We start from the raw sequence: 25,769 nt of genomic DNA, 5'->3' as shown, positions 1-25,769 counted from the left end.
CATGACCTTCGCCCACCCCGTCCCCCGCTACGGTCACCACCGCGCCGCTGATCGCCTCCACGCGATCCACGGCGCGGTGGCGGGCAAGCGGTCGTCGATCGTCCTGGTCACCGCCGCCGACGGCGGCGGCAAGAGCCACCTCGTCGACTCCGTGGTCTCGGAACTGTCCGGGGTGACCTCCGTGCTCGTCCGCGCGCTGCCGTGGGAGAAGGACGCGCGGTGGGTCGTGGCCGCGCGGGTCCTCGAGCGCCTGCCCCGACCCGATGCAGAGCCCTCGCGCCGGCCCGGGCCCGAGGAGGCCGAGCCGGCCGGTGATCGGGTGCTGGTCGACGCACTGGCCGGCGCCCTGGTCTCCGCGGGGCCGGGGGCGGTGGTCGTCGTCGACGACGCCGAGTACGCCGACCCCGCCTCGCTGCGCGTCCTGGCCTCGGCGCTCGAAGCCGCCGGCGGCGCGTCCGTCATGCTCGTGCTGACCCTGGGCAACCCCGCGCAGGGGCAGTCCGCCGAACTCTGCTCCGAACTCGCGCGGGAGACCGTGCGGCTCGGGGCACTGGACCAGTCCGAGATCCGCACCCTCGTGGCCACCCGCACCGGTCGCGAGCCGTCGGCCGCCGCCGCCCGGCGACTCCTCGACTACACCGGCGGAGAGGCCGGGGCCGTCGCGACCGTCGCCGACCAGGCCCCCGACTCCTGGTGGAACGCCCCCTTCTCCGTCCCGCCCCTGCCCGCGTCCGTCGAGCGGGAGATCGCCGCCCTGCTGGACGGGATGGATCCGGACCACCGCGCGGTGATCGAGGCCGCCGCCGTCCTGTCGCCCCCGGTCACCTACGAGGAGCTGTCCGCGCTGCTCGCCGCACGCTCCCGCATCACCGTCTCGCCCGCGCTCATCGGCGCGGCCCTCGACGTCGCCCACGCCGCGGACCTGGCCCGCGTGGACCTGACGCCCGGGGCGGCGAGCGTCCGCTTCCGCTCCCCGCTGCTACGAACCGCGGTGCTGCGCGGGGTCCCGCCCAGCGAGCTGCTGCGGCTGCACACCCTCGCCGCCCACGTCGCCGATGAGGCCGGCGATCTCGACGACGCGCTCGATCACCGCGCCTCGGCGTCGATCGGCCCGGACCCGGAACTGTCCGAGACCCTGCGGGCCCGCGCGCTCATGCACGCCCGCGCCGGCCGCTGGAGCTCGGCCGGGCACGCCTACCTCACCGCCGCCGCGCTCAACCCGGACGAGGAGCGCGCTCGCGACCTCCAGATCGACGGCGTCGACGCCCTGATCAACGCCGGCCGGATCAGCGAGGCACGATCGCTCGCCCAGAGCCTCGAGCGGGCGCGCTCGGACGCGCGCCGGGACGCCGTGCTCGGCTCCCTCGCGCTGCACGTCGGCCACGCCGGTGAGGCCCAGGTCCTGCTCGAACGCGCCCTCGCGGCCCGTGCGGACGGCACCACCGGCGCCCCCACCGCGAACCCGGTCACCCTCGCCCAGAAGTTCGTCGTCCACTCCTTGTGTGAATGGCGACCGGCACGTATCCGCCACTGGGCCGGCGTGGTCACCGGCAGCGGACGCCCCGACCAGCCCGAGGTCGAGGAGGCCAGGGCCATCGAGATGCTCGGTCGCGCGATCGAGGGTGCCCCCGACACCGCGCCGGCCATCGAGGACCGGCTCGCGGGCCTGGCCCCGGCGGTCGCCCAGCGGTTCGAGATGGCCTCCGGCTGGATCGCGCTCGCCCGGGACGACCTCGAGAGCGCGCGCCGACATCTCGGGTCGGCCGTCCCCACCGCCGACGTCTCCGGGTCCGCCCGGATCTCCATCTGGGCGCAGGCCTGGCTGGCCCGGACCCTCCTGCTGCGGGGCGAGTGGGACGACGCGCTCCGCGTCGTGGACACCGCGGCCCGCCGGGTCGACGACCTCGAACTGGACCTCCTCGCGCCGGTGGTCCACTGGCCCGGCGCCGTCATCCGCTCGATGCGCGGCGACCACCTCGGCGCGGCCGCGCACCTGCGCAACCTCACCACCAGCGCCGACGCCTACCCCGTTCAGGTCATCCCGTCGGCGATGGCCCGGATACAGGTGGCGGCCTCCACCGGCGACTACACGTCCGTCCGGCTGGCCGCCGAGCCCCTCGTGGCGCTGGCCGCCGAACTCGACATCGAACAGCCCGGGTACTGGCCGTGGCACGACCTCTACGCCCACGCGCTGGTCCTGGCCGGCCGACTGGACGAGGCCGAGGAGCTCATCAACCCCACGGAGGCGCGCGCCGAGAGGCAGGGCCACCGATCCACACTCGCCCGCCTCGGCGCGGTGCGCGCCCGCATCGCCGCGGTCCGGGGCGACGTCGACGAGTGCAACCGCATCTTCCGCCGCAGCCTCGACCACCTCGACGGGCTGGCGATGCCCTACTACTCGGCGCGCATGCACTTCGGATACGGGCAGACCCTGCGTCGGGCCGGCCGGCGCCGCGAGGCGCATCTCGCGCTCGGCACGGCGCGCGACATCTACGAACAGCTCGGAGCCCGCGCGTACGTCGAACGGTGCGACAGGGAGCGCCGCGCGGGCGGCGTCGACGTCACCCGCACCGGCGGGAACAGCACCCTGACCCCCCAGGAGAGCGCCGTCGCGACCCTCGTCGCCGCCGGCCGCACCAACGCCCAGGCCGCCGAGGAACTCTTCCTGTCCGTCAAGACCGTCCAGTACCACCTGACCCGCATCTACTCGAAGCTCGGGGTCAGCGGCCGCACCGAACTCGCCGCCTACGTCTCCCGCAACGCCGAACCGTTCAGAACCGACCACGACCTCCCGGGAGAACTGTGACCGCCGGACCCCCGACGACCGAGACCCCGGCCACTGCCGGCACCACACGGCCCTCACCGCGCCGCGTGCTCTCCGACATCGGCCCCCGTGAGTTCGCCAACGCCCTCATCGCGCTGATCTTCTCCGCGACCGGCCCCGTCGCCGTCATCCTCACCGCCGGCGGCCAGGGGGACCTCTCCCCCGGCCAACTGTCGTCGTGGATCTTCGGCGTCTTCTTCGCCAACGGCCTGCTCACCATCCTCATGAGCTGGATCCACCGCACGCCGCTGGCCTTCTTCTGGACCATCCCCGGCACCGTCATCGTCGGCAACTCGCTCGCACACCTGCGGTGGTCGGAGGTCCTCGGGGCCTACGTCGTCACCGGGGTGGTGATCCTGCTGGTCGGGCTGTCCGGCCTGGCCCGCCGGCTCATGGACTGGATCCCCATGCCGATCATCATGGCCATGGTCGCCGGGGTCTTCCTCCAGTTCGGGCTCGGTCTGGTGTCCTCCGTTTGGTCGTCCGCTGCGGTGGCCCTCCCGATGGCGCTCGCCTTCGTCGTCGTCGGCTCCGTCCCCCGCCTCGCCCGCGTGGTCCCGCCCATCCTCGCCGCCATGGTCGTGGGGATCGTCGCGGTCGTCCTCACCGGCGGCCTGTCACGGGGGATCCTCGAGGACGGCCTCATCGCCGCGCCCATGCTGCAGACACCCGAGTTCACCCTGCGCGCGATGACCGAACTCGTGGTTCCACTGGCCATCACCGTGTTGGTCGTGCAGAACGGGCAGGGCATCGCCGTGCTGCGCGCCAAGGGACACCACCCGCCCGTCTCCGCGTGCGCGGTCGCGTGCGGCGTCTGGCCCTGCTCGTCTCCGTCATCGGCGCGGTCTCGACCTGCCTCACCGGGCCGACCAACGCCCTCATCGTCTCCTCCGGCGACCGCGACCGCCACTACGCCGCGGCCATCACCAACGGTGCGCTGGCGCTGGTCGTGGGCGTGCTCTCCCCCGCGTTCGTCGGCCTCATCCTGGGCACACCGGCGGCGTTCATCGCCGCTCTCGGCGGGCTCGCGATGCTCGCGCCGCTGCAGTCCGCGTTCGTCACCGCGTTCCGCACCGACCGCGCGCTCGGTCCGCTGGTGTGCCTGCTCGTGACCGTGGCCGACGTCTCCCTGCTGGGCATCTCGGCGCCGTTCTGGGGCATCGTGGTGGGGATGGCGGTCTCCGCGCTGCTCGAGCGCCGGACCCTGTCCTGACACCGGCCCTGTCGTGACACCGGCGGACACGAGACGGCCCCCGCCGAGTGGCGGGGGCCGTCTCTTCTGTGGCCTGCAGGCCGGTGGCTCCGGCGTCTCCGGGGCCCCGGGGGCTCCGGGGTCAGCTCACGCCGAGCGCTCGCGGGGCTCCTCCTCGGAGACCGGGACGATCGTCGGGAGGACGTTGTCGCGCACCGTCTCGCCGGTGACCACCACGCGGGCGACGTCGTCGCGGCCCGGGATGTCATACATGACCGGCAGGAGCACCTCCTCCATGATCGCGCGCAGACCACGGGCGCCGGTACCGCGCAGGATCGCCTGATCGGCTACGGCCTCCAGCGCGTCCTGCGTGAACTCGAGCTCCACGCCGTCCATCTCGAACAGGCGGGCGTACTGCTTGACCAGCGCGTTCTTCGGCTCGGCGAGGATATTCACCAGGGCCTCGCGATCGAGGCTGGTCACGGTCGCCACCACGGGGAGCCGCCCGATGAACTCCGGGATCAGGCCGAACTTGACCAGGTCCTCGGGCATGACCTCCGAGAAGTTGTCCGTGGTGTCCAGCTCGTTCTTGCTGGCCACCTCCGCCCCGAAGCCCAGGCCCTTGCGGCCCACGCGGTCGCCGACGATCTTCTCCAGGCCCTGGAACGCGCCGGCAACGATGAACAGCACGTTGGACGTGTCGATCTGGATGAACTCCTGGTGCGGGTGCTTGCGCCCGCCCTGCGGCGGCACCGACGCCTGGGTCCCCTCGAGGATCTTGAGCAGCGCCTGCTGGACGCCCTCGCCGGACACGTCCCGCGTGATCGACGGGTTCTCCGCCTTGCGGGCGATCTTGTCGACCTCGTCGATGTAGATGATGCCCATCTCCGCGCGCTTGGTGTCGAAGTCCGCCGCCTGGATGAGCTTGAGGAGGATGTTCTCCACGTCCTCGCCCACGTACCCGGCCTCGGTCAGCGCCGTGGCGTCCGCGATCGCGAACGGCACGTTGAGCATCTTGGCGAGGGTCTGCGCGAGGTAGGTCTTGCCGCAGCCGGTCGGGCCCAGCATGAGGATGTTGGACTTGGCCAGCTCGACGCCGTCACCACGCCCGAGGGCCGCCCCCACGCGGATACGCTTGTAGTGGTTGTAGACGGCCACCGCGAGATTGCGCTTGGCCGCGTCCTGACCCACCACGTACTCGTCGAGGAACGCGTGGATCTCGGCCGGCTTGGGCAGCGCGTCGAGACCCGCCTCCTGCGACTCGTCGACCTCGGACTCGATGATCTCGTTGCACAGCTCGATGCACTCGTCGCAGATGTAGACCCCGGGACCGGCGATCAGCTTCTTGACCTGCTTCTGGCTCTTCCCACAGAAGGAACACTTCAACAGGTCGCCGCTCTCACCCACACGCGCCATGAGTTCTACGTCCTCGCATTCCGGGGGCGCCGATGTCACGCCCCGTAGTCGACGGTACGCGGAAGCGGCCACAAAAGCCGCCCCGCGCGATCAGTTCATTGCACCCGACGGCGCACCGCTCCCCTGAGCGGCGCGCCGCCGCCGCGTCAGTTGCCCGCCGACAGCTTGCGGTAGTCGAACACGGTGTCGATGATGCCGTAGTCCTTGGCCTCCTCGGCCGTGAGGATCTTGTCGCGGTCCGTGTCCTTGCGGATCTGGTCGGCCTCACGGCCGGTGTGCCGGGCGAGGGTGGTCTCCATGAGACGACGCATCCGCTCGATCTCCGCGGCCTGGATCTCGAGGTCCGAGACCTGGCCCTGGATGCCGCCGGTGGCGGGCTGGTGGATGAGGATGCGGGCGTTGGGAAGCGCGGCGCGTTTGCCCTTGGTGCCGGCCGCGAGAAGCACGGCCGCGGCCGACGCGGCCTGCCCGAGGCACACCGTCACGACGTCCGGGCGAACGTACTGCATCGTGTCGTAGATCGCCATGAGCGACGTGAACGAGCCGCCCGGCGAGTTGATGTACATGGTGATGTCGCGGTCCGGGTCCTGTCCCTCCAGGACCAGGAGCTGGGCCATGATGTCGTTCGCCGAGGCGTCGTCGACCTGGGTGCCCAGGAAGATGATGCGCTCCTCGAAGAGCTTGTTGTACGGGTTGGACTCCTTGACGCCGTAGCTGGAGTGCTCGACGAAGGACGGGAGGATGTAGCGCGAGGACGGCAGTGAGGTCATCGGGGACTCCGTGGTCGTGTGCGGGGCTGGGTGGTCGGCGGGAGCGCTCCCGCTGGGGAAGGACTCGATCACGACGGCGAGGACCCGCCGGACTGGGACGCACGCGAGATGACGTGGTCGACGAAGCCGTACTCCTTGGCCTGCTCGGCCGTGAACCAGCGGTCGCGGTCGGAGTCCTCGGTGACCTGCTCGAACGACTGACCGGTGTGGAAGGCGATGAGCTCGGCCATCTCACGCTTGGTCGCCGCGAACTGCTCGGCCTGGATGGCGATGTCGGCGGCGGAGCCTCCGACGCCGGCTGACGGCTGGTGCATCATGATCTTGGCGTGCGGGAGGGCGTAGCGCTTGCCCTTCGTCCCGGCCGCCAGCAGGAACTGGCCCATCGAGGCGGCCAGACCCATGCCGTAGGTGGCCACGTCGCACTCGACGAACTGCATGGTGTCGTAGATGGCCATGCCGGCCGTCACCGAGCCGCCGGGCGAGTTGATGTACATCGCGATGTCGCGGGAGGGGTCCTCCGCGGCGAGCAGGAGCATCTGCGCGCAGAGGCGGTTGGCGATGTCGTCGTCGACCTGGGAGCCCAGGAAGATGATCCGCTCCTGCAGGAGACGTTCGTACACCGAGTCGCCGAGAGTGAGTCCGTGGGACCCCGGCGAGTTGAGGGCGGGCTGTGTCGAACTGGGCTGAGCCGCTGAACCGTTCTGGGCCACGGGGAACCTACCTTCGCTCATCGTCTTCACCGCTCTCGCGGCGCCCGGCCGACCGGTGGCCGGGGAACCGTTACGTCAAACACTAACCAACGCCGGGGACGGAACCGTCCCGCCGGGGCGGGTGTTCGCTCTCAGCGTCGGCCGACCCCGCACTCCGTCGCGGCCGCCCCGGCGACGCGGGGACCGACGACGCGGGGGCCGGGGACCACGCGTGGTGGTCCCCGGCCCCCGGGTGCGACTGGGCGTACCGATCAGGCGTCGGTGTCCTCGCGCGACTCGTCGGCGGAGTCGGTCGCCTCATCGGCGGCGTCCTCGTCCGAGGCGTCCTCACGGGTGCCGAAGAACTCGGAGGTGTCCACGACGTTGCCCTCGGCGTCCTTGACGGTGACCTGCTGGATCACATCGGCGAGGGCCTTGGAGCGGCGGACGTCGGAGAACAGCGAGCCCAGCTGGCCGGCCTGCTGGATCTGCTGCACGAACTGGTTGGGGTCCATGCCGTAGCGCTGGGCCTGGAAGAGGATGTGCTGCGTGAGCTCCTCCTGCGAGACGTCGGTGGAGGCCTCCTCGGCGACCGCGTCCAGCAGGAGCTGGCTACGGATGGCACGGGCGGTGGCCTCGAGCGTCTCCGCGTCGAAGGTCTCGCGGTCGGTGCCCTCCGCGGCGAGCATGGAGTTGATCATGTCGTCGTCGTGCGCGGCATCGCCGAAGATCGAGTGCAGCTGCTGGTGCGCCTCGGACTCGACGAGGGCGTCGGGGGTCGGGACGTCGGTGGCCTCGAGCAGGGCCTCGAGCACCTTGTCGCGGATCTCCCCGGCGAGACCGGCCTTGGCCTGCTGGGCGACCTTCTCGGTGAGATCGGCGCGCAGCTCCTCGAGGGTGTCGAACTCGCTGGCCATCTGGGCGAACTCGTCGTCGGCCTCGGGCAGCTCGCGCTCCTTGACCGACTGGACGGTCACCGTGATGACGGCCTCCTTGCCGGCGTGCTCACCCGCGACGAGCGAGGAGGTGAACTCCTTCGACTCGCCGGCCTTCAGACCCTCGGCGGCCTCGTCGAGACCCTCGATGAGCGTGCCCGAGCCGAGCTCGTACGACAGGCCCTCGGTGGAGGCGTCCTCGACCGGCTCGCCGTCGACGGTCGCGGCCAGGTCCACGGACAGGAAGTCACCCTTGGTGGCGCCACGCTCGACGCCCTTGAGGGTGCCGAAGCGGGCACGGAGGTTGTCGAGCTCGGCGTCGACGGCGGCGTCGTCGGTCTCGGGCGCCTCGACGGTGATCTCGAGGTCCTCGAACTTCGGCAGGGTGATCTCCGGGCGGACGTCGACCTCGGCCGTGAACTCCACGACGTCGTTGTCCTCAAGCTTCGTGACCTCGATCTCGGGCTGGGCCAGGACCACGAGCTCGTGCTCGTCGACGGCCTGACTGTAGCGCGCGGGGATCATGTCGTTGATGACCTGCTCGAGGACGGCCGGGCGACCGATCCGCGACTCGAGGAGCTTGGCCGGGGCCTTACCGGGACGGAAGCCCGGGATGTTGACCTGGCCGGCGAGCGACTTGTAGGCCTTGGCGAAGTCCGGCTCGAGCTCCGCGAACGGCACCTCCACGGTGATCTTGACCCGGGTCGGGTTGAGCTGCTCGACAGTGCTCTTCACGGTGATGTTCTCCTAGGAAGTCTTCTGGGGTTCGTGTCTTTCGGCTCCGCTGGTCGGGATGACAGGATTCGAACCTGCGACCCTCCGCTCCCAAAGCGGATGCGCTACCAAGCTGCGCCACATCCCGGTGGGTCGCGCGGCCGACCGCCCCGCTGTCACGCACGGGAAATCCGCCGGGCCGCCAAACCAACTCGCCCAGTGTACGACAGGCCCACCTCGGCGCCGATTCCGACTTATCGGCCCGGAAGTTGGGAGCGCCGCGTGGCGTCCGGTAGTGTTGTCACAGCGTGAGCGGGACCCGGGAGGAAACCCCAGGTCAAGCCACCGACGCGGGTGTAGCTTAATGGTAAAGCCCCTGCCTTCCAAGCAGGATACGCGGGTTCGATTCCCGTCACCCGCTCCACAGAGAGCCCCGCCCGTCTCCACCGACGGTTCGGGGCTTTTTCCGTCATCGCGCCTCTATCGATGCGCAGGCGCTCCCGCGGATGGCGTCTCGCGCGCCTGCCTGACCAGCCAGCCCACAGCCGCCCCCTCGCCATGGCGTCTCGCCCCGACTTCGGTGCGCGCCAGACGCCATGGTCACGCGCGGCTGCACTTCCCGGTCAGCGGCCGCGCAGTCCCGGCTGGCAGGTGGGACACCAGTACAGGGTCCGCGCCTCCATCGCCTGCTGACGCACCTCGTCCCCGCACACCCGGCATTCCCAGCCATCGCGTTGATAGACGTAGTTGCGCGGCCGGTCGGCGCCCCGCCTGGGCACGTCGCCGTGGTCGTGCTCGGGACGGATGGTGTGGATGGCCCCGGCCTGGACCCCGATCTCCATCAGCGCGACGAGGTCGTCCCACACGGCGTCGAGCTGCGCGCGATCGAGCTCGCTGCCGGGACGGAACGGGTCGATCCCGTGTCGGAAGAGCACCTCGGCGCGGTAGACGTTCCCGACGCCGGCCAGGATCTTCTGGTCCATGAGCAGGGCGCCGACGGGCCGCGCGCTGCGCGAGATCCGGGCCCAGGCCCGCTCCGGCTCGGCGTCCGGGTCGAGCGGGTCGGGCCCCAATCGGTCGCGTACGTCGCCGACCTCCGCCTCGGCGATCACCTCGCAGCGGGTCGGTCCTCGGAGGTCGACCCAGTGCGCGGGCCCTCCGTCGGCGATCGCGCCCACCCGCATGCGGACCTGCCCGACCGGAGCCGGCGGGTCCTGCCCCTCGGGAACCAGGTGGGTGTCGAAGAAGCCGTACAGGCCCAGGTGGACGTGGACGGCGAGGCCGCCCTCGTAGTGGTGGAAGAGGTGTTTCCCGACCGCCGTGGCGTGGTCGAAGTACCGTCCGTCGACGACGACGTGGTCCGCGAATCGACCCTGGGGGCTGGACACACGGACGGGCCCGCCTGCGAAGTACTCGGTGTGCAGGCGGGCCAGCCGGTGAAGGGTGTGCCCCTCAGGCACGGTGAGGATCTGGCACGGCGGATTCAGGCACGGTCGGAATCAGGAATGGTGGCACTCAAGGCGGTGGAGCTCAGGCCCCGGGGACCGCGGGGGCCTCGCCGGTGCGCTCGTACTCGGCGAGGATGTCGATGCGCCGCTGGTGCCGCTCGGCTCCGGACCACTCCTGGTCGAGGAACGCGTCGACGATCGCCAGCGCCTCCTCGCGGGAGTGCATACGCCCGCCGATGCCGATCAGCTGCGCGTTGTTGTGCTCACGCGCGAGCCGGGCGGTCTCGACGCTCCACGCGAGGGCGCAGCGGGCGCCGGGCACCTTGTTCGCGGCGATCTGCTCTCCGTTGCCGGATCCGCCCAGGACGATCCCGAGGCTGCCCGGGTCGGCGACGACCTTGCGTGCGGCGTCGATGCAGAACGCCGGGTAGTCGTCCTCGGCGTCGTAGGTGTGGGCGCCGCAGTCGACGACCTCGTGTCCGGAGGCCTTCAGGTGCTCGGCGATGACGTTCTTGGTCTCGAAGCCGGCGTGGTCCGCTCCCAGGTAGATGCGCATGACGGCGATTCTGCCACGCTCCGGGTGCGCCCACCCCCGGGGCACCGGGGCCGACAATGCCGCTCAGTCGAACCGCGGATCCTCCGTGCGGCTGCGCTTGAGCTCGAAGAAGTACGGGAACCCTGCGAGCAGCGCGGCGCCGTCGAACACCTTGCCGGCCTCCTCGCCGCGCGGGATGCGCGTCAGGACGGGCCCGAAGAAGGCCACCCCGTCGACGTGGACCACCGGGGTCCCGACCTCGTCGCCCACCGGGTCCATGCCCCGGTGATGGGAGGCTCGGAGCTCGTCGTCGTACTCATCGGTCCCCGCTGCTGCGGCGAGGTCGGCGTCCAGGCCGGCCGCCTGGAGCGCCTCGGTGATGACGGTGGGGTCCTCGACTCCACGGCCCTGGTCGTGGATGCGGGTGCCCATCTCTGTGTACAGCTGCCCGAGGACCTCCTGGCCGTGGCGCCTGGCGGCGGCGATCGCCACCCGCACCGGGCCCCAGGCGCGCTTCATCTTCTCCATGTAGTCCTCGGGCAGGTCCCGACCGTCGTTGAGCACGGCCAGGCTCATGACGTTCCACGTCAGGGAGATGTCGCGGACCTTCTCGACCTCGAGGATCCAGCGGCTGGTGACCCACGCGAAGGGGCACAGCGGATCGAACCAGAAGTCGACGGAACGGGTGGTGGACTGCGTACTGGAGGTCATGTGCCCATCCTCCCCGTCCGGTCCGCGTGCCGCCACTGCCGCTTACGTGTCGGGTCCGGGTGGTAGGACTGGTGCGGTAGACGAACCCCCAGGAACCGAGGTCCCACAGATGCGCTCGCTCAACCTCACCCGCGCCGACGCCGCCGCGCGGTCGGAACTGCTCAGCGTCGAGTCGTACGACGTGGAGATCGACCTCACCGACGGCAGCGGTGGGCCCGGGACCGGCACGTTCCGCTCGCGCACCGTGGTGCGGTTCTCCTGCGCGCGCCCGGGCGCGGAGACCTTCATCGACCTGCGATCCGCTGTGATCAGGTCGGCGGTCCTCAACGGCCGGGAGCTGTTCCCGACCGGGGAGGAGAACCGGTACGACGACGAGGTGGGCCTCACCCTTCCCGACCTGCAGGAGTCCAACGAGCTCGTGGTGGACGCCGATCTTGCGTACACCACGACCGGCGAGGGCCTGCACCGGATGGTCGATCCGGCGGACGGGGAGGTCTATCTCTACTCCCAGTTCGAGACGGCGGACGCCAAGCGGGTCTTCGCCTGCTTCGACCAGACCGACCTCAAGGCGAGCTACACGCTCACGGTGACGGCACCCGAGAGGTGGGTCGTGGTGGCCAACACCCTGGCCGAGGAGTCACCGGCCGAGGGCGGCGGCGTGGTCCACCACTTCGCGCCGACCGAGATCATGTCCACGTACCTGGTCGCGCTCATCGCGGGCCCGTACCACGTGGTGGAGGACGTCTACACCGACGAGCACGGCACCATCCCGCTGCGGCTGCTGTGCCGCGCCTCACTCGCCGAGTACCTCGACGCCGATCGCCTCTTCGCGGAGACCAAGGAGGGGTTCGGTTTCTACCACCGCGAGTTCGGGCTGCCGTACGCGTTCGGCAAGTACGACCAGATCTTCGTGCCCGAGTTCAACGCGGGAGCCATGGAGAACGCCGGCGCGGTGACGTTCCTCGAGGACTACGTGTTCCGCTCCCGGGTGACCGGTTACCGCTACGAGCGGCGCAACGAGACGATCCTCCACGAGATGGCCCACATGTGGTTCGGTGACCTCGTGACCATGCGGTGGTGGGACGACCTGTGGCTCAACGAGTCGTTCGCCACCTTCGCCTCCGTGCTCGCCCAGGTCGACGCGACGCAGTACACCGAGGCGTGGACGACGTTCGCCAACGTGGAGAAGTCGTGGGCGTACCGCCAGGACCAGCTGCCGTCCACGCACCCCGTGGCGGCGGACATGACCGATCTGGAGACGGTCGAGGCCAACTTCGACGGCATCACCTACGCCAAGGGCGCCTCGGTGCTCAAGCAGCTCGTCGCCTACGTCGGCCGCGAACCGTTCCTCGCGGGTCTGCGCTCGTACTTCGCCGAGCACGCGTTCGGCAACGCCGAGTTCGACGATCTGCTGTCGGCGCTGGAGGAGTCCTCCGGTCGGGACCTGTCGGGCTGGGCCGACCAGTGGCTGCGTACCACCGGCATCAACCCGATCTCCGTCGACGTGTCCGCCTCCGGCAGCGGTGCGGGTGCCCGCATCTCGGAGCTGACGGTGGTCCAGGGTCCCGCCGCGCCGGGGGCTGGCGAGCTGCGAACCCACCGCCTGGGGGTGGGCCTGTACAACCGCGACGACTCCGGCGCGCTCGTGCGGACCGCCCGCGCCGAACTCGACATCACCGGCGAGCGGACCGTCGTCGCCGACCTGGCCGGTCAGCCGGTGCCCGACCTCGTCCTGCCCAACGACGAGGACCTCACGTACTGCTCGGTCCGCCTGGACGAGCGGTCGCTGGCCACCGTCCTGGACTCCCTCGAGAACATCGTCGACCCGCTCGCGCGGACGCTGTGCTGGTCGGCGCTGTGGGAGATGACGCGGGAGGCGCGACTGCCGGCCCGCCGCTTCGTCGAGGTGGTCTCCCGTGCCGTCCCGCGCGAGTCCCAGATCGGCGTCGTCCAGCGGGTGCTCACGCAGGCGCAGACCGCGTTGGCGCGTTACGCCGACCCGGATTGGGCGGCCGCGACCGGGTGGGCGACGTTCTCCGGGGCGATGCTCGCCGCGGCCCGGAGCGCCGAGCCCGGGTCGGATCACCAGCTGGCGTTCCTCACCGCGCTGTGTGTGTGCCCGATCGGGATCGACCAGCAGCGTGTGCTCGGGACGCTGCTCGACGCGGGTGCCGAGGAGGCGGGGCTGCCCGGCCTCGTCGTCGACACCGATCTGCGCTGGACCGTGCTCACGGCGCTCGTCGCCGCGGGTGTCGAAGGCACCGACCGCATCGACGCCGAACTCGCCGCCGACGACACGGCCGGCGGGGCGCGCCGGGCCGCCACCGCCCGGGCGGCGCGCCCCTCTGTGGCCGCGAAGGAGGAGGCGGAGGAGCTGCTCCTCACCACAGGCGCTGACGCCCCGACCAACGCGATCGTGCGTGCCACGCTCCTCGGGCTGGATCTGCCCGGCCACGAGCACCTGCTCACCGGGCTGTGCGAGCGCTATCTCGACGACGTCACCGCGTTGTGGAAGGCGCGCCCCGGCGACCTCGCGCAGACCGTCGCCGAGGGGATCTTCCCCTCCTGGGCGGTCGACAGCGACACGGTGAAGCGGTTCGAGCAGGTGATCGCCGACGAGTCGCGGCCTTCGTCGCTGCGTCGGATCATCGCCGAGCAGACCGCGGACATGACCCGCGCGTTGGCGGCCCGCGCCGTCGACGCCGCCGAGGCCGACTGACCGGCGTTCAACCCGCCGGGCCACAGCCGGATTGAGGCCCCGGGGCACGGAGCCGTGAATCAGGCGGCGTCTAGGTAGAGGTAGTCCTCCCAGTACGGGCCGATCTCCCGCAACTGCGAGACGAGCCGCCACGTCCGACCGCGCGGGGCGACGAGCGGAACCTTGAGCTCCCAGCCCAGCTCGGAGAGGAGCTTGTCCGCCTTGCGATGGTTGCACGGGGCACACGAGGCGACGCAGTTCTCCCAGTTGTGCGCTCCCCCGCGGCTGCGCGGGACGACGTGGTCGACGGTCGTGGCCTTGGCGTTGCAGTAACCGCAGCGGTGCCCGTCCCGGTGCATGAGCGCGGCGCGGGTCATCGGCACCTGCGAGCGGTACGGGATCCGGACGTACTCGCGGAGCCGGATCACGGAGGGCACGCGCACCGATGTGTCCACCGACCTCACGACGACCTCCACCGGATGCTCGTGCACCACGTCGGCCTTCCCGCCCAGCAGCATCACCACGGCTCGGCGGGCCGGGAGGGCGGTGAGCGCCTCGTAACTGGCGTTGAGCAGCAGCACGCGCGGCGCCGACGCGAGCGGGACCGGCCGGTCCGGGACCGGCTCCAGCCGCTTGGGGGTCCGCGACCCCCGTTGTCGGTACTCCGAGTTCTCGCGCACTGCTGTGCCCATGGTCGGTCTCCGCTCGTCTGCTCCGAGCCCAGTGCATCATCGGTAACCGGGCCCGTAGTGAACCTCGCCTGCAACGATGATGCACCTTTGGTGAACTCTTCGCGCGGTTTACCGGCGGCCGGGCTGGTGGAGTGCGCCCCGCAGGGCGCGGCGGGGTGGGGCCCAGCGTGTCGAGGTGCAGCCCAGCGGGGCGCGGCGCGGCGGAAGTGGCACCGAACGCGCCACGTGACGCCGCGCTCTCAAGGCCGCGCCGGTCTGATCGCCGCCTCACCGAATTTGGGACGTAACCATGTCGCTCCGGAGCCCGGATCACCACCCTGGTTACGTCCAAAACTGCCATGCGTACGTCCATATCGCCGCAAGCGTCGCGGTGGGCGGGTGCGGGTTCGGCGCGGCGCGACCACCTGCGCGGGGGCCCGCGGGTGTCCGCCCCGGCGGCCCGCAGGTGACCACGCAGGCATCATGGAGGGCATGAGCAGCAGCACGTTCTATGACGAGGTCGGTGGGGCGGAGACGTTCCGAAAGATCGTCCACGAGTTCTACCGCCGCGTGGCGGACGACCCCGTGCTGCGCCCGATGTACCCCGAGGAGGACCTGGGCCCCGCCGAGGACCGCCTGCGGATGTTCCTCGAGCAGTACTGGGGAGGCCCCACCACCTACTCCGAGCAACGCGGGCACCCGCGACTGCGGATGCGACACAACCCGTACGTCGTCGACCGCGCCGCCCACGACGCATGGCTCACCCACATGCTCGCGGCGGTCGAGACGATCGACCGCGACACCCTGGGTGACCAGCACCGCGCCGCGTTGGTGGACTACCTCACCCGCGCCGCCGCGATGATGGTCAATACCGCCGACGTGCCGTGACCCCCTCCCCCGCGCACGCCCGGCGAGCATGGGACGACATGGTCCTGTACCAGATCTACCCACGCTCGTTCGCCGACTCCGACGGTGACGGGACGGGGGATCTGCAGGGCGTCCTCGACCGCGTGGGACACCTCGAGGCGCTCGGGGTGGACGGGATCTGGCTCTCGCCGATTATGCGCTCACCGGGCGTCGACCACGGCTACGACGTCTCGGACCCACGGGACGTGGACCCGCTGTTCGGTGACGTCGCCACCCTCGAACGGCTGCTGGAGCGACTGCACGCCGCGGGCATGGTGCTGATCATGGACCTCGTGCCCAACCACACCAGCGCGGAGCACCCGTGGTTCGCCGACGCGGTCGCCGCCGGGCCGGGCAGCCCCGAGCGGGCGCGCTACTTCTTCCGCGACGGGCGGGGTGAGGACGGATCAGAACCGCCCAACAACTGGCCGTCCGTGTTCGGCGGGCCCGCCTGGAGCCGCGTCACCGAGCCTGACGGCACGCCCGGTCAGTGGTACCTCCACCTCTTCGCCCCCGAACAGCCGGACCTCGACTGGTCGCAGCCGGACGTCGCCGACGATCTCGAGGACACCCTGCGGTTCTGGCTCGACCTGGGAGTGGACGGGTTCCGGATCGACGTCGCGCACGGACTCGCCAAACCCGCCGACCTCGCGGACCTGCCCGACGACGTGGAGATCGCGCAGCTCGTCGTCGACACCCGTGACACACGCTGGGACCAGCCCGGCGTCCACGATGTCCACCGACGCATCCGGCGCGTCCTCGACGACTATCCCGGCACCGCTGCCTTCGGCGAGGTCTGGGTGGGCTCGGTCGAGCGGTTCGCGCGCTACCTCCGGCCCGACGAGCTGCACTTCGCGTTCCACTTCGCCCTCACCGGCGCCCCGTTCGAGGCTGCGGCGATCCGCGAGGCGATCGACTCCACCCTCGAGGCCGCCCGCGTCTCCGGCGCCGCCCCCACGTGGGCGCTGTCGAACCACGACGTCGTGCGCGAGGTGACCCGCTACGGCAACGGCGCCACCGGCACCGCGCGCGCCCGCGCCATGCTCCTCGTCGCGCTCGCCCTGCCGGGCATCACGTTCGTCTACAACGGCGCCGAGCTCGGCCTGCCCAGCGACTACTCCATCCCCCACGGCCGGCTCACCGATCCCACCTGGGAGCGCACCGGCCACGCCGAGACCGGGCGTGACCACTGCCGCGTCCCGATCCCGTGGGACGGCGACCGGCCGCCGTACGGGTTCTCGGACTCGCCGCGGACCTGGCTGCCGATGCCCGACGGGTGGGCGCCGCTGACGGTGGCGGCGCAGGAGGCCGACCCCGTTTCCACGCTGGCGCTGTACCGGCGGGCGATCGAGATCCGGCGGTCGTGGCCTCCCGCGGGCTCCTCGGCGATCGTGTGGGACGACGAACTTGACGGGTGTCTACTGTTTTGGCGCGAGGACGGGCCGGTCCTGTGCATGATCAATACATCGCGTCACGCGGTGCAGCTGCCCGACGGTGACGTGGTGCTCGCGTCGGGCCCCCTCGACGGGAGGAGACTGCCACCGGACACCGCCGTGTGGCTCCAGCGCTGACCATGAAGGGTTCGGGAAATGCGACTTTCCGGTAAGACGGCCATCGTGACCGGAGGGGCCGGCGGCATCGGCCGCGGCATCACGCGGGCGTTCGTCGCCGAGGGCGCGCGCGTCCTGGTGGTGGACATCAATGACGAGGCCGGGGAGGCGCTCGCCGCCGAACTCGGAGACGCGGTGCGGTATCTGAACTCCGACATCTCGGTGGAGGCCAACGCGGAGAAGATCGTGGCCGGCGCCGTCGACCCCTTCGGCCACCTGGACGTGCTGGTCAACAACGCGCACGCCTCCCGTCAGGCCCCGCTGTTGCAAACCACCGACGACATGATGGACCTGTCGTTCGGCACCGGCTTCTACCCCACGTTCTGGCTCATGAAGGCCGCGCATCCGCACCTGGCGGAGCGGGACGGCTCGGTGATCAACTTCGCCTCCGGCGCCGGGATCGACGGCAGCCCCACCCAGGCGTCCTACGCGGCGGCCAAGGAGGCGATCCGCGCGATCAGCCGGGTGGCCGCCAACGAGTGGGCTCGCGACGGGATCAACGTCAACGTCATCTCCCCGCTCGCGCTCACCGAGGGCGTCGAGGCGTACATCGAGGCGAACCCGGGGATCGAGAAGAAGCTGCTCGCGGGCACCCCCATGCGGCGGTTCGGCGATCCGCAGGCCGATATCGGCCGGGTCGCCGTGTTCCTGGCCAGCGACGACGCGTCCTACATGACCGGCCAGACGATGATGGTCGACGGCGGCAGCCTCATGCTCCGCTAGTCACCGGCCCGATCCGCCGGCCGTCCTCACGGCTGCAGACCGGCCGTCCTCACGGCTGGAGGCCGGCCCGCAACCTCGGCACCAGGACGTCGCGGACGGTGTCGGGGTTGCGTTCGACCACCACCCACCGTCGTCCCAGCTCGCGGGCGGCCACCGCCGTCGTCCCCGATCCGGCGAACAGATCCACGACCAGTTCGCCGGGTTCGGTGGCCAGTTCGACGATCCGCCGCAGCAGCGCCTCCGGTTTCGGCGTTCGGAACCCGTCGACCCCGGCCGCCCGCAGCTCGGCGCGGGCGGTGTCGGTGGATCCGACCTCCTGGGCCAGCCAGATCGTCTTGAGCTTCTTGATGCGGCCCAGCTCGAACCTGTCGCGCTGGTAGACGTCGACCCGGGGGCCGCTGCGCCCCCGGACGGTGCGGCACACCAGGTCCCCGACGCGCTCGCGGGCCCGGTCGCGCGACCAGCGCCACACCGCCGGCGTGAGGTCGCCGAACACCGGGAGGATCTCGACCAGGCCCGGGCCGGGCTCCACGGAGACGACGCCGGTCGCGGGGTCGCCGTAGAGCGGGTACGTCATGGTGGGCGTGGTGCGCGGGTTGAAGCGCTTGTTGGTGTTGCGCAGCGGCAGGAGCCTGAAGCTGACGCCGTCGCCATCCGTGAGCGGGAAGTCGGCGGGGTCGACCGCCGAGGCGACGCCGCCGGCGAGCCGCACGAGTTCGGGGTCCCGGGCGTACACCATGAGTCGGTCGTGGGACCCGGCGAAGAACCGGTCCAACTGACGGCCCTTGGGGTTGCTCTCCACCGTGAGGTCGGCGATGAAGGCGTCGGTGCCGAAGACGTCGTCGAGCAGGCAGCGGACGCGGTGGGCCTCGGCGTCGTCGAGGTGGACCCACACGGTCCCGGTGTCGGCGAGCAGATCGCGCGCCACGACGAGGCGGCTCTCGATGTAGTCGAGCCACTCGAGGCGCGGCATGTTGTCGTGGTACGAGTCGAACCGGCCGCCGCGGTTGTACGGCGGGTCGAGGTAGACGAGCTGCGCGGCGCCCGCGGGGGCGAGGTCGTGCCCGGCCAGGGCGTCCGCGGCCTCGGCGATCCGCGCTCCGTCGCCGACGAGGACGGCGCCGGCGTGCTCGCCGGGGAAGACCGCCTCGATCCGTGGGGATGGCCCCTGCTCCGCGGGAGCCGGGACGCGTCCGCGACCCGGCCACGAGACCGAGAAGCCCGGCGAGATCACCGCAGCGGTTCGAGGGTGAGGGCGTCCGTGCGGCGGAACGCCGTGCCGAAGCGGGCGTCCAGACGCAACCAGGCGCCGCGCTCGCTCACCCGGACCGGCTCGCCCTCGGGGGCGCGGCCCGCCTTCTCCGGGACGAAGCCGCACATCACCATCGAGAACACCGTGCGCATGTCCACGCCGACGGGGTGGTCGGTGTCCGCGCGAACGGTCAGCGCCTCCTGGTCGAGCAGTGAGGGAGGGAGTCCGGCCGGGCCGGCGTTCTCGCGCGCGGCTTCCCGCCCCGATTCGGTGAGATCGAGCAGGACCTGCGCGGGCACGTCCTCGACGCGCGTGAACCCGTCCGTGGGCGGCAGCAGCCCCTGCCAGGCGGAGACCAGCGGCATGCCGGGGTCGACGCGCCCCTCGAGGTCGCCGCGCGGCAGGACGTCGAGCTCGGTGAGCAGGTGGTCGGCGCCGCAGACGACGTCGCCACCGGGGCATGAACCGCCGAGGACACGGACGACGAGCGCGCCGAACGGGGTGCGGCCCCACACCCGCATCCGGTCCCCGCTCGAGGTGAGCCGGACGACGGCCGCCTCGTCGAGCCGCAGGAGCCGACGCAGGAGGGTCCGCAGGTCATCGCGGTCGGCCGCACCCGGGATGCGGATCACGCTCTCCCCCGGCGACGGGAGCGGCCCCGGCGCCGTCACGCCGGGTCCCAGTGCCGGAACTCCAGCAGATAGCCGCGCTCGTCGCGCGTGAACCGGCGGGGCCGCTGGGTGGCGAGGTCGAAGGCGGCGATGGTGGCGGTGCAGTCCACCTCGGGTGGCGCCGAGTCCGGAGTGGTGCGGGCGCGGACCTCGTGGCGCGCGACGAACATCGCCCCGCCGACCTTCTCGCACCACATCCGGACGCGGATCGGCCCGTCGGCGTGACGGATCTGGCCGCGGTACTTCACCGCCAGGTCGGTCATCACCGCACCGGCGGTGAGCGTGGCCGTGGGCAGGCCCTCGGAGAAGAGCCACGGGATCCGCGCCTCCTCGATGAGGGTGATCATCCGCGCGTGGTTGACGTGGTGGTAGAGGTCCTGGTCGGACCACCGGACGGGCATCGCCGAGGTATACACCCGACGTCCCGGCTCCCCCGACACGCCCAGCGGGCCGCCGGCCTCGTAGACGAGCTGGTCCGTCACCCGGCCGTCCCCTGGTCGGTGATCGCGGCCGGCTGCCGGGCGGCCTCCAGCACGTTGCGGACCCCGGACGGGATCTCCACGGCCGACGAGGTGGACGTGTCGTAGGCGACCATGACCACCCGCAGCGTGCAGCAGACCTCGCCCGCGGCGTCGTAGATCGTCTGTCGGATCTGGTACGAGGTGGTCCCGACGTGCTCGACCTCGATCTCCACGTCCACGGTCGTGGAGTCCCGCAGGACGGGCCGCAGGTGGTCGATCTCGGTCCGGCGGACGACCTGCGGGAGGTTGCCGAGGCCGAACGGCCCGAAGCGGCTGCGGATGAACAGGATCCGCGCCTCCTGGGCGTACTCGATGTACTTGATGTTGTTGACGTGCCCGTACTGGTCGAAGTCCGCCCACCGCACCTGCAGGGTGCAGCGGAACGTCCCGGCATCCGTCGCGTCGCGTGATGTCATCCCGCCTCCTCCCGGTGGCCGAGCAGCGCGGCGCGCTCCTCGGGGGTGATCTCCAGTGTGGTGGCTTCGTCCGCGGCCGTCACCACCATGACGGTGTCGACGACCGCGCACGGTTCGGGACCCGTCGACTCCGAGCCGATCGAGGTCCGCATGGTGTACGAGGTGCGGCCGACGCGCAGGGTCTGCACGTCGACCCACACCTCGGGCACGCCCATGGCGATGGTGCGACGGAAATCGATCTCCATCCACCGCGCCAGCGCGATCGGCACCCGCGACCCCGGCACGTCGAACTTCTCGCGGAAGAACATCATCCGCGCGTCCTGGGAGAACTCCTGGAACCGCACGTTGTTGACGTGCGAGCCCACGAAGTCGGAGATGCGCAACGGGATGCGGACCCGGTGCACGGCGCCCGGCGCACCGCTCTCGGCCGGAGCCGGAGCGGTGCCCGTGTCGTGGGTGGTCGGGGTCGCCATGGAGGTCAGCCCCGGGTGAGCTTGCGGTGGGTGACCCGGCTGGGGCGGGCCGCCTCGGGGCCGAGGCGCTCGACCTTGTTCTTCTCGTAGCCCTCGAAGTTGCCCTCATACCAGTACCACTGGCCCTCGGCGACGTTGCCCTCCCAGGCGAGGATGTGGGTACAGGTGCGGTCGAGGAACCAGCGGTCGTGCGAGATGACCACGGCGCAACCGGGGAACTCCTCGAGGGCGTTCTCGAGGCTGCCGAGGGTCTCGGTGTCCAGGTCGTTGGTGGGCTCGTCCAGCAGGATCAGGTTGCCGCCGACCTTGAGGGTCAGCGCCAGGTTGAGGCGGTTGCGCTCACCACCGGAGAGAACGCCGGCCTTCTTCTGCTGGTCCGGGCCCTTGAACCCGAACGCGCTGAGGTAGGCGCGCGAGGGCATCTCGTTCTGGCCGACCTCGATGAAGTCCAGGCCGTCGGACACCACTTCCCACACCGACTTCTCGGGGTCGATGTTGGCGCGGTTCTGGTCGACGTAGCTGAGCTTGACGGTGTCGCCGATCCGCACGGTGCCGGCGTCCGGCTCCTCCAGTCCGACGATCGTCTTGAACAGCGTGGTCTTACCGACACCGTTGGGGCCGATCACGCCGACGATGCCGTTGCGGGGCAGCGTGAAGGACAGGTCCTTGATGAGGATCCGGTCGTCGAAGCCCTTCTGGAGGTCGTTGACGTCCACCACCACGTTGCCGAGGCGCGGCGGGGTGGGGATCTGGATCTCCTCGAAGTCCAGCTTCCTGTGCTTCTCTGCCTCGGCCGCCATCTCCTCGTACTTGGCCAGACGGGCCTTGGACTTGGACTGGCGGGCCTTGGCGCCGGAGCGCACCCACTCGAGCTCCGCCTTGAGGCGCTTCTGCAGCTTCTGGTCCTTCTTGCCCTGGACCTCGAGCCGCTCGGCCTTCTTCTCCAGGTAGGTGGAGTAGTTGCCCTCGTAGGGATGCAGCTTGCCGCGGTCGACCTCACAGATCCACTGCGCGACGTGGTCGAGGAAGTACCGGTCGTGTGTGACGGCCATGACGGCGCCGGGGTAGGTGGCCAGGTGCTGCTCGAGCCACAGCACGCTCTCGGCGTCGAGGTGGTTGGTGGGCTCGTCGAGCAGCAGCAGGTCGGGCTTGCTCAGCAGCAGCTTGCACAGCGCGACGCGGCGCATCTCGCCTCCGGACAGGTTGGTGACCGGCGCGTCACCCGGCGGGCAGCGCAGCGCGTCCATGGCCTGCTCGATCTGCGAGTCGACCTCCCAGGCGTCGACGGCGTCCAGGTACTCCTGGAGCCGGCCCATCTCCTCCATCAGCTCGTCGGTGTAGTCGGTCGCCATCTCCTCGGCGACCTCGTTGTACCGGCGCAGCTTGACCATCGTCTCGCCGAGGCCGTCCTCGACGTTCTCCTTGACGGTCTTGTCGGGGTCGAGCTCGGGCTCCTGCAGGAGGATGCCGACCGTGGCCTCGGGGTCGAGGAAGGCCTCGCCGTTGGAGGGCTGGTCGAGCCCGGCCATGATCTTGAGGATCGAGGACTTACCGGCGCCGTTGGGGCCGACCACGCCGATCTTCGCACCGGGGTAGAAGGCCATCGTGACGTCGTCGAGGATCACCTTGTCCCCGTGCGCCTTACGAACCTTCTTCATGGTGTATATGAACTCGGCCATTCTACCCTCTCACCTGCACAAATAGGTCACATCACCGCGGGCGGGCCGCGGGCACGACCCCCATGTTACGTGTCCGCCCGCGGCCCCGGCGTCCTCGGCGGACGCCGCCCCCGCGCCGCGCCGCCCCTACAGGCCGGACGCCCCCACGAACTCGCCGTCCTCGGCCGGATCCGTGTCCAGCTCGTCGAGGTCCTGCGACCCGATCTCCATGGCGTCCTCGTCCGCCTCGGGCAGACCGCGCAGCCCCGCCTCGGCCCCGCCCTCGCCCGAACCCTCGCCGGGCCCGTCCGGCTTAGCGCGGCGCACCGTGACGTCCATCCGCGACAGGTCCGGACCCAGGGCGCTGACGCGCATCTCCAGGTCGCGCATGAGGTGGCCCTCGCGCTCGTACTCGTTGGTGAGCAACCGGCCGTGGACGATCACCCCGTCGCCCTTGCAGATCGACCCGGACGCCCGCTGCGCGAGCCGGCCCCAGCAGTTGGCCGAGAAGTACAGCGTGCCGCCGGTCTTCCACTCCCCCGACGTCCGGTCCTGGTAGCGGGTGTTACTGGCCACCCGGAAGGAGAACACCTGGTCGTCGCCGACGCGCCGGGTGGTGGGGTTGGTGATCACGGTTCCGCGGACCGTGGTCTGGGCTTCGTTCATGGGCTCACTCCTGTCACGCTCGGCCGACCGTGCGTCGGCCTCGTGACTGCAGGGTGCCCCACCTCGTCGTCGTCACCCCCCGGTCCCACCGCGCGCGGTGGTCACCCTGTGGAGAGGGGACGGGGTGTGGAGAAAAGTGGGTCGACGACGACGAGGACCGCGACCTCAGCGCCGGCGGTCGGCGCGGGCCATCTCCGAGAGCATCTCGTTATAGGCCCTGAGCTCGGCGTCGTCGTCCCGGTCCGCCTGCCGCTCCCCGCGCCGCGCCTCACGCATATCGCTCTGGTACCACTGCCAGGCCAGGGCCAGCATGACGATCACCAGCGGGATCTCGCCCGCCGCCCAGGCCACGCCGCCACCGACCCGCTGACTCTGCAACAGGTCCGGGATCCACGGCAGGCCGATGCCCGAGTACCAGCCCTCCGCCAGCACCGTGGGGTAGTTCATGAGCAGGATGCCGAAGAACGCGTGAAACGGCAGCGAGCTGAGCAGCACCATGAGCTTGTACATCGGCGAGAAGTGCCGCGGCGCCGCGTCCACGCCGATGATCACCCAGTAGAACAGGTAGCCACTGATGAGGAAGTGGACGTTCATGAACATGTGGCCCAGGTGCTCGGAGGCCAGCGTCTCGTAGAACCCGCCGAAGTAGATGATGTAGAAGCCGGCCACGAACTGCACCGACGCGACGATCGGGTGGGTGAGGAACCGCGAGATCGGGCTGTTGATGAACTCGACCAGCCACTCGCGCGGCCCCGGCGGGTTGCCCCGACCGGCCGCCGGCAGCGCCCGCAGCGCCAGCGTGAACGGGCCGCCCAGCGCGAGCAGGACCGGCACGAGCATCGAGATGATCATGTGGCCCACCATGTGGCTGGCGAAATCGGCCATCATGAACATCCCCATGCCCGAGCTGGTCGTGAGGAAGAGGATCACGCAGCCCGACACCCAGAAGGCGGTGCGGCCGGCCGGCCACGAGTCACCTCGCCGGCGCAGGCTGAACAGCCCCCACAGGTACAGGCCCAGCAGGATCACCGCGGCGAGTCCTAGGACGAGGTCGAAGCGCCACGTGCCGAACACGGTGCCGAACCCGAACGGGCCGGGCAGCTCGAAGCCCAGCAGCGCCTCCTGGCGGGTGGGCACGTACAGCGGCGCCGGCGGCGGGGTGCGGCCCAGCGACACGGACAGTCCGATGGTGCCCGCCATGATGACGGACTCGGTGAGGATGATTCGCAGCATCGTCGCGCGGTCCACCGGGGCGTTGGCGCCCGCGGACTCGATCCGGTTGATGACCCGGCGGCGCACCGCCAGGCCGAAGAGGGCGAGCAGGCACAGCACGAGCGCCTTGCACACAACCAGCAGCCCGTAGGTGGAGGTGAACAGGTCTGCGGGGTGCAGGCGCACGAGCGCGTTGATCACGCCCGACAGGCCCAGCGCGATGATCGCCACCGTCGCCACGACCGAGTAGCGACGCAGGGCCAGGGCCACCCGCGTGCCGCCGACCCACGTGTGGGCGATCACCGCGACGAGCCCGCCGATGTAGAAGGCGGCGCCGAAGAGGTGGATGATCAGCGAGTTGGTGGCGATGTCGTGCGCGGTGCTACCCGAGGCGTGGCCCGTGGCCGCGACCGGAAGCAGCGAGAGGGCGGTGACGCCGAGCCAGATGACCGACCAGCGCCAGCTCAGCGTGAGTCGCTGCCCGATCCCGGCGACGAGCGCGATGATCGCGGCCCACCGCCACGAGGACGCCACGTCGATCTGGTTGATCGCCACCAGCCACTGGTCCGGCGGCAGCGACTGGAAGAACGTGCGCCCGGAGACGTCGGAGAGGGTCAGCGGGATGAGCAGCGCCGCCGCGACCGCCCAGGCGATGTTGGCCCAGGACGAGATCTGCTGCATGCGGTAGCCGTCCACATCGAGCGTCTTGTCCTTCTGCGGCGGGGTGAAGAACGCCGCGAAGAGGGCGGCACCCACCGCCACCGACGCGAGCAGTTCGCCGATGGACCGCAGCGCCGGCAGTCCGGCCGTGGTCAGCACGCCCGGGTCGGGCACGCCCACCAGGTCCAGCGCGACGTCCCGCGACAGCGCGGAGAGCGGGATGACCACCGCGGCCGCCACCGCCGCGAGTAGCAGGACGAGCAGCACGATACTGCGGGCTCCGAGCCGCCCGGCGGTGGCTGGGGCGGTCTTCGACGACGTCATGACCACCATCGTAAGAACCCGGGCGCCCCCGGGCCGATTCGCCGGTGCCGGGACCACCCCCCGGATCGGCTACC

21 protein-coding genes, 2 tRNA genes and 1 pseudogene are annotated in these 25,769 nt (G+C 70.9%); 7 read left to right on the top strand and 17 right to left on the bottom strand.

The window, feature by feature from the left end:
- Position 1: 1 nt before the first annotated feature.
- Together A6035_RS05675 and A6035_RS05670 are read left to right on the top strand one after the other, a co-directional pair.
- Positions 2–2,806 (top strand): helix-turn-helix transcriptional regulator, encoded by a 2,805-nt coding sequence (locus A6035_RS05675; RefSeq protein ID WP_108846969.1) that lies wholly within the window; start codon positions 2–4, stop codon positions 2,804–2,806.
- Positions 2,803–4,037, top strand: a pseudogene (locus tag A6035_RS05670) (benzoate/H(+) symporter BenE family transporter). The gene A6035_RS05675 and the pseudogene A6035_RS05670 overlap by 4 nt, the downstream one beginning before the upstream one ends.
- 126 nt (positions 4,038–4,163) lie before the next feature.
- On the opposite strand, the gene clpX reads toward A6035_RS05670, so the two are convergent.
- The 5 genes from clpX to A6035_RS05645 all read right to left on the bottom strand — a co-directional run bounded on the left by clpX (position 4,164) and on the right by A6035_RS05645 (position 8,688).
- Positions 4,164–5,432 carry an ATP-dependent Clp protease ATP-binding subunit ClpX gene (gene clpX, locus A6035_RS05665; protein ID WP_007626667.1) on the bottom strand — a complete coding sequence of 423 codons (1,269 nt, stop codon included), beginning with the start codon at positions 5,430–5,432 and terminating at the stop codon, positions 4,164–4,166.
- A 146-nt stretch (positions 5,433–5,578) separates the two neighbouring features.
- On the bottom strand, positions 5,579–6,202 hold the full coding sequence (locus A6035_RS05660) for an ATP-dependent Clp protease proteolytic subunit (RefSeq protein WP_108846968.1): 624 nt from the start codon (positions 6,200–6,202) through the stop codon (positions 5,579–5,581).
- A gap of 68 nt (positions 6,203–6,270) precedes the next feature.
- Positions 6,271–6,912: an ATP-dependent Clp protease proteolytic subunit gene (locus A6035_RS05655; RefSeq protein WP_108846967.1), complete on the bottom strand. Its 642-nt coding sequence runs from the start codon at positions 6,910–6,912 to the stop codon at positions 6,271–6,273.
- Positions 6,913–7,163: 251 nt separating this feature from the next.
- Positions 7,164–8,561: a trigger factor gene (gene tig / locus A6035_RS05650; RefSeq protein WP_108846966.1), complete on the bottom strand. Its 1,398-nt coding sequence runs from the start codon at positions 8,559–8,561 to the stop codon at positions 7,164–7,166.
- 50 nt (positions 8,562–8,611) lie between these two features.
- Positions 8,612–8,688 (bottom strand) — tRNA-Pro (locus tag A6035_RS05645).
- A 202-nt stretch (positions 8,689–8,890) separates the two neighbouring features.
- On the opposite strand from A6035_RS05645, the gene A6035_RS05640 reads away from it, so the two are divergent.
- Positions 8,891–8,964: transfer RNA gene (locus A6035_RS05640), tRNA-Gly, on the top strand.
- A gap of 199 nt (positions 8,965–9,163) precedes the next feature.
- Here A6035_RS05640 and A6035_RS05635 read toward each other — a convergent pair.
- From A6035_RS05635 to A6035_RS05625, 3 genes are all read right to left on the bottom strand, one after another.
- A complete protein-coding gene (locus A6035_RS05635) occupies positions 9,164–10,000 on the bottom strand; it encodes an Fpg/Nei family DNA glycosylase (RefSeq protein ID WP_108846965.1) in 837 nt (278 codons plus the stop codon).
- Between the two features lie 70 nt (positions 10,001–10,070).
- On the bottom strand, positions 10,071–10,544 hold the full coding sequence (locus A6035_RS05630) for a ribose-5-phosphate isomerase (protein ID WP_108846964.1): 474 nt from the start codon (positions 10,542–10,544) through the stop codon (positions 10,071–10,073).
- Between the two features lie 63 nt (positions 10,545–10,607).
- The gene (locus A6035_RS05625) at positions 10,608–11,234 is read right to left on the bottom strand and encodes a mycothiol-dependent nitroreductase Rv2466c family protein (RefSeq protein WP_108846963.1); all 627 of its coding nucleotides are present in this window, start codon (positions 11,232–11,234) and stop codon (positions 10,608–10,610) included.
- Positions 11,235–11,343: 109 nt separating this feature from the next.
- Between A6035_RS05625 and pepN the strand changes: the two genes are divergently transcribed.
- Positions 11,344–13,953: an aminopeptidase N gene (gene pepN / locus A6035_RS05620; protein WP_108846962.1), complete on the top strand. Its 2,610-nt coding sequence runs from the start codon at positions 11,344–11,346 to the stop codon at positions 13,951–13,953.
- Between the two features lie 59 nt (positions 13,954–14,012).
- Here the strand turns inward: pepN and A6035_RS05615 are convergent, their stop codons facing one another.
- Positions 14,013–14,624 (bottom strand): HNH endonuclease, encoded by a 612-nt coding sequence (locus tag A6035_RS05615; RefSeq protein WP_108846961.1) that lies wholly within the window; start codon positions 14,622–14,624, stop codon positions 14,013–14,015.
- A 471-nt stretch (positions 14,625–15,095) separates the two neighbouring features.
- Here A6035_RS05615 and A6035_RS05610 point away from each other — a divergent pair, with 471 nt between their 5' ends.
- From A6035_RS05610 to A6035_RS05600, 3 genes are read left to right on the top strand one after another with little or no spacing between them, the layout of a single operon-like run.
- Complete coding sequence (locus A6035_RS05610) at positions 15,096–15,491, top strand: globin (RefSeq protein WP_108849104.1); 396 nt, start codon at positions 15,096–15,098, stop codon at positions 15,489–15,491.
- On the top strand, positions 15,488–17,080 hold the full coding sequence (locus A6035_RS05605; protein ID WP_108846960.1) for a glycoside hydrolase family 13 protein: 1,593 nt from the start codon (positions 15,488–15,490) through the stop codon (positions 17,078–17,080). Before A6035_RS05610 ends, A6035_RS05605 begins: the two co-directional genes overlap by 4 nt.
- 18 nt (positions 17,081–17,098) lie before the next feature.
- Positions 17,099–17,842, top strand: a complete 744-nt coding sequence (locus tag A6035_RS05600) for an SDR family NAD(P)-dependent oxidoreductase (RefSeq protein WP_108846959.1) — start codon at positions 17,099–17,101, stop codon at positions 17,840–17,842.
- A gap of 49 nt (positions 17,843–17,891) precedes the next feature.
- Here the strand turns inward: A6035_RS05600 and A6035_RS05595 are convergent, their stop codons facing one another.
- From A6035_RS05595 to A6035_RS05560, 8 genes are all read right to left on the bottom strand, one after another.
- Positions 17,892–19,076 (bottom strand): site-specific DNA-methyltransferase, encoded by a 1,185-nt coding sequence (locus A6035_RS05595; protein ID WP_108846958.1) that lies wholly within the window; start codon positions 19,074–19,076, stop codon positions 17,892–17,894.
- The gene (locus A6035_RS05590; protein WP_235026563.1) at positions 19,073–19,726 is read right to left on the bottom strand and encodes a DUF8185 domain-containing protein; all 654 of its coding nucleotides are present in this window, start codon (positions 19,724–19,726) and stop codon (positions 19,073–19,075) included. The genes A6035_RS05595 and A6035_RS05590 overlap by 4 nt, the downstream gene beginning before the upstream one ends.
- Positions 19,727–19,761: 35 nt before the next feature.
- Positions 19,762–20,247, bottom strand: a complete 486-nt coding sequence (locus A6035_RS05585; RefSeq protein WP_108846956.1) for an acyl-CoA thioesterase — start codon at positions 20,245–20,247, stop codon at positions 19,762–19,764.
- Positions 20,244–20,702, bottom strand: a complete 459-nt coding sequence (locus A6035_RS05580) for an acyl-CoA thioesterase (RefSeq protein WP_007626689.1) — start codon at positions 20,700–20,702, stop codon at positions 20,244–20,246. The genes A6035_RS05585 and A6035_RS05580 overlap by 4 nt, the downstream gene beginning before the upstream one ends.
- On the bottom strand, positions 20,699–21,175 hold the full coding sequence (locus A6035_RS05575; protein ID WP_108846955.1) for an acyl-CoA thioesterase: 477 nt from the start codon (positions 21,173–21,175) through the stop codon (positions 20,699–20,701). Before A6035_RS05575 ends, A6035_RS05580 begins: the two co-directional genes overlap by 4 nt.
- Before the next feature lie 5 nt (positions 21,176–21,180).
- The gene (gene ettA, locus A6035_RS05570; protein ID WP_108846954.1) at positions 21,181–22,854 is read right to left on the bottom strand and encodes an energy-dependent translational throttle protein EttA; all 1,674 of its coding nucleotides are present in this window, start codon (positions 22,852–22,854) and stop codon (positions 21,181–21,183) included.
- A gap of 126 nt (positions 22,855–22,980) precedes the next feature.
- On the bottom strand, positions 22,981–23,499 hold the full coding sequence (locus A6035_RS05565) for a single-stranded DNA-binding protein (RefSeq protein ID WP_108846953.1): 519 nt from the start codon (positions 23,497–23,499) through the stop codon (positions 22,981–22,983).
- Between the two features lie 165 nt (positions 23,500–23,664).
- On the bottom strand, positions 23,665–25,695 hold the full coding sequence (locus A6035_RS05560; RefSeq protein WP_108846952.1) for a bifunctional copper resistance protein CopD/cytochrome c oxidase assembly protein: 2,031 nt from the start codon (positions 25,693–25,695) through the stop codon (positions 23,665–23,667).
- Positions 25,696–25,769: the final 74 nt, after the last annotated feature.

Source organism: Dietzia lutea (genome assembly GCF_003096075.1).
Lineage (GTDB): Bacteria > Actinomycetota > Actinomycetes > Mycobacteriales > Mycobacteriaceae > Dietzia > Dietzia lutea.
The sequence above is the reverse complement of the archived record's forward strand: the minus strand, read 5'-3'. Positions and strand labels throughout refer to the sequence as shown.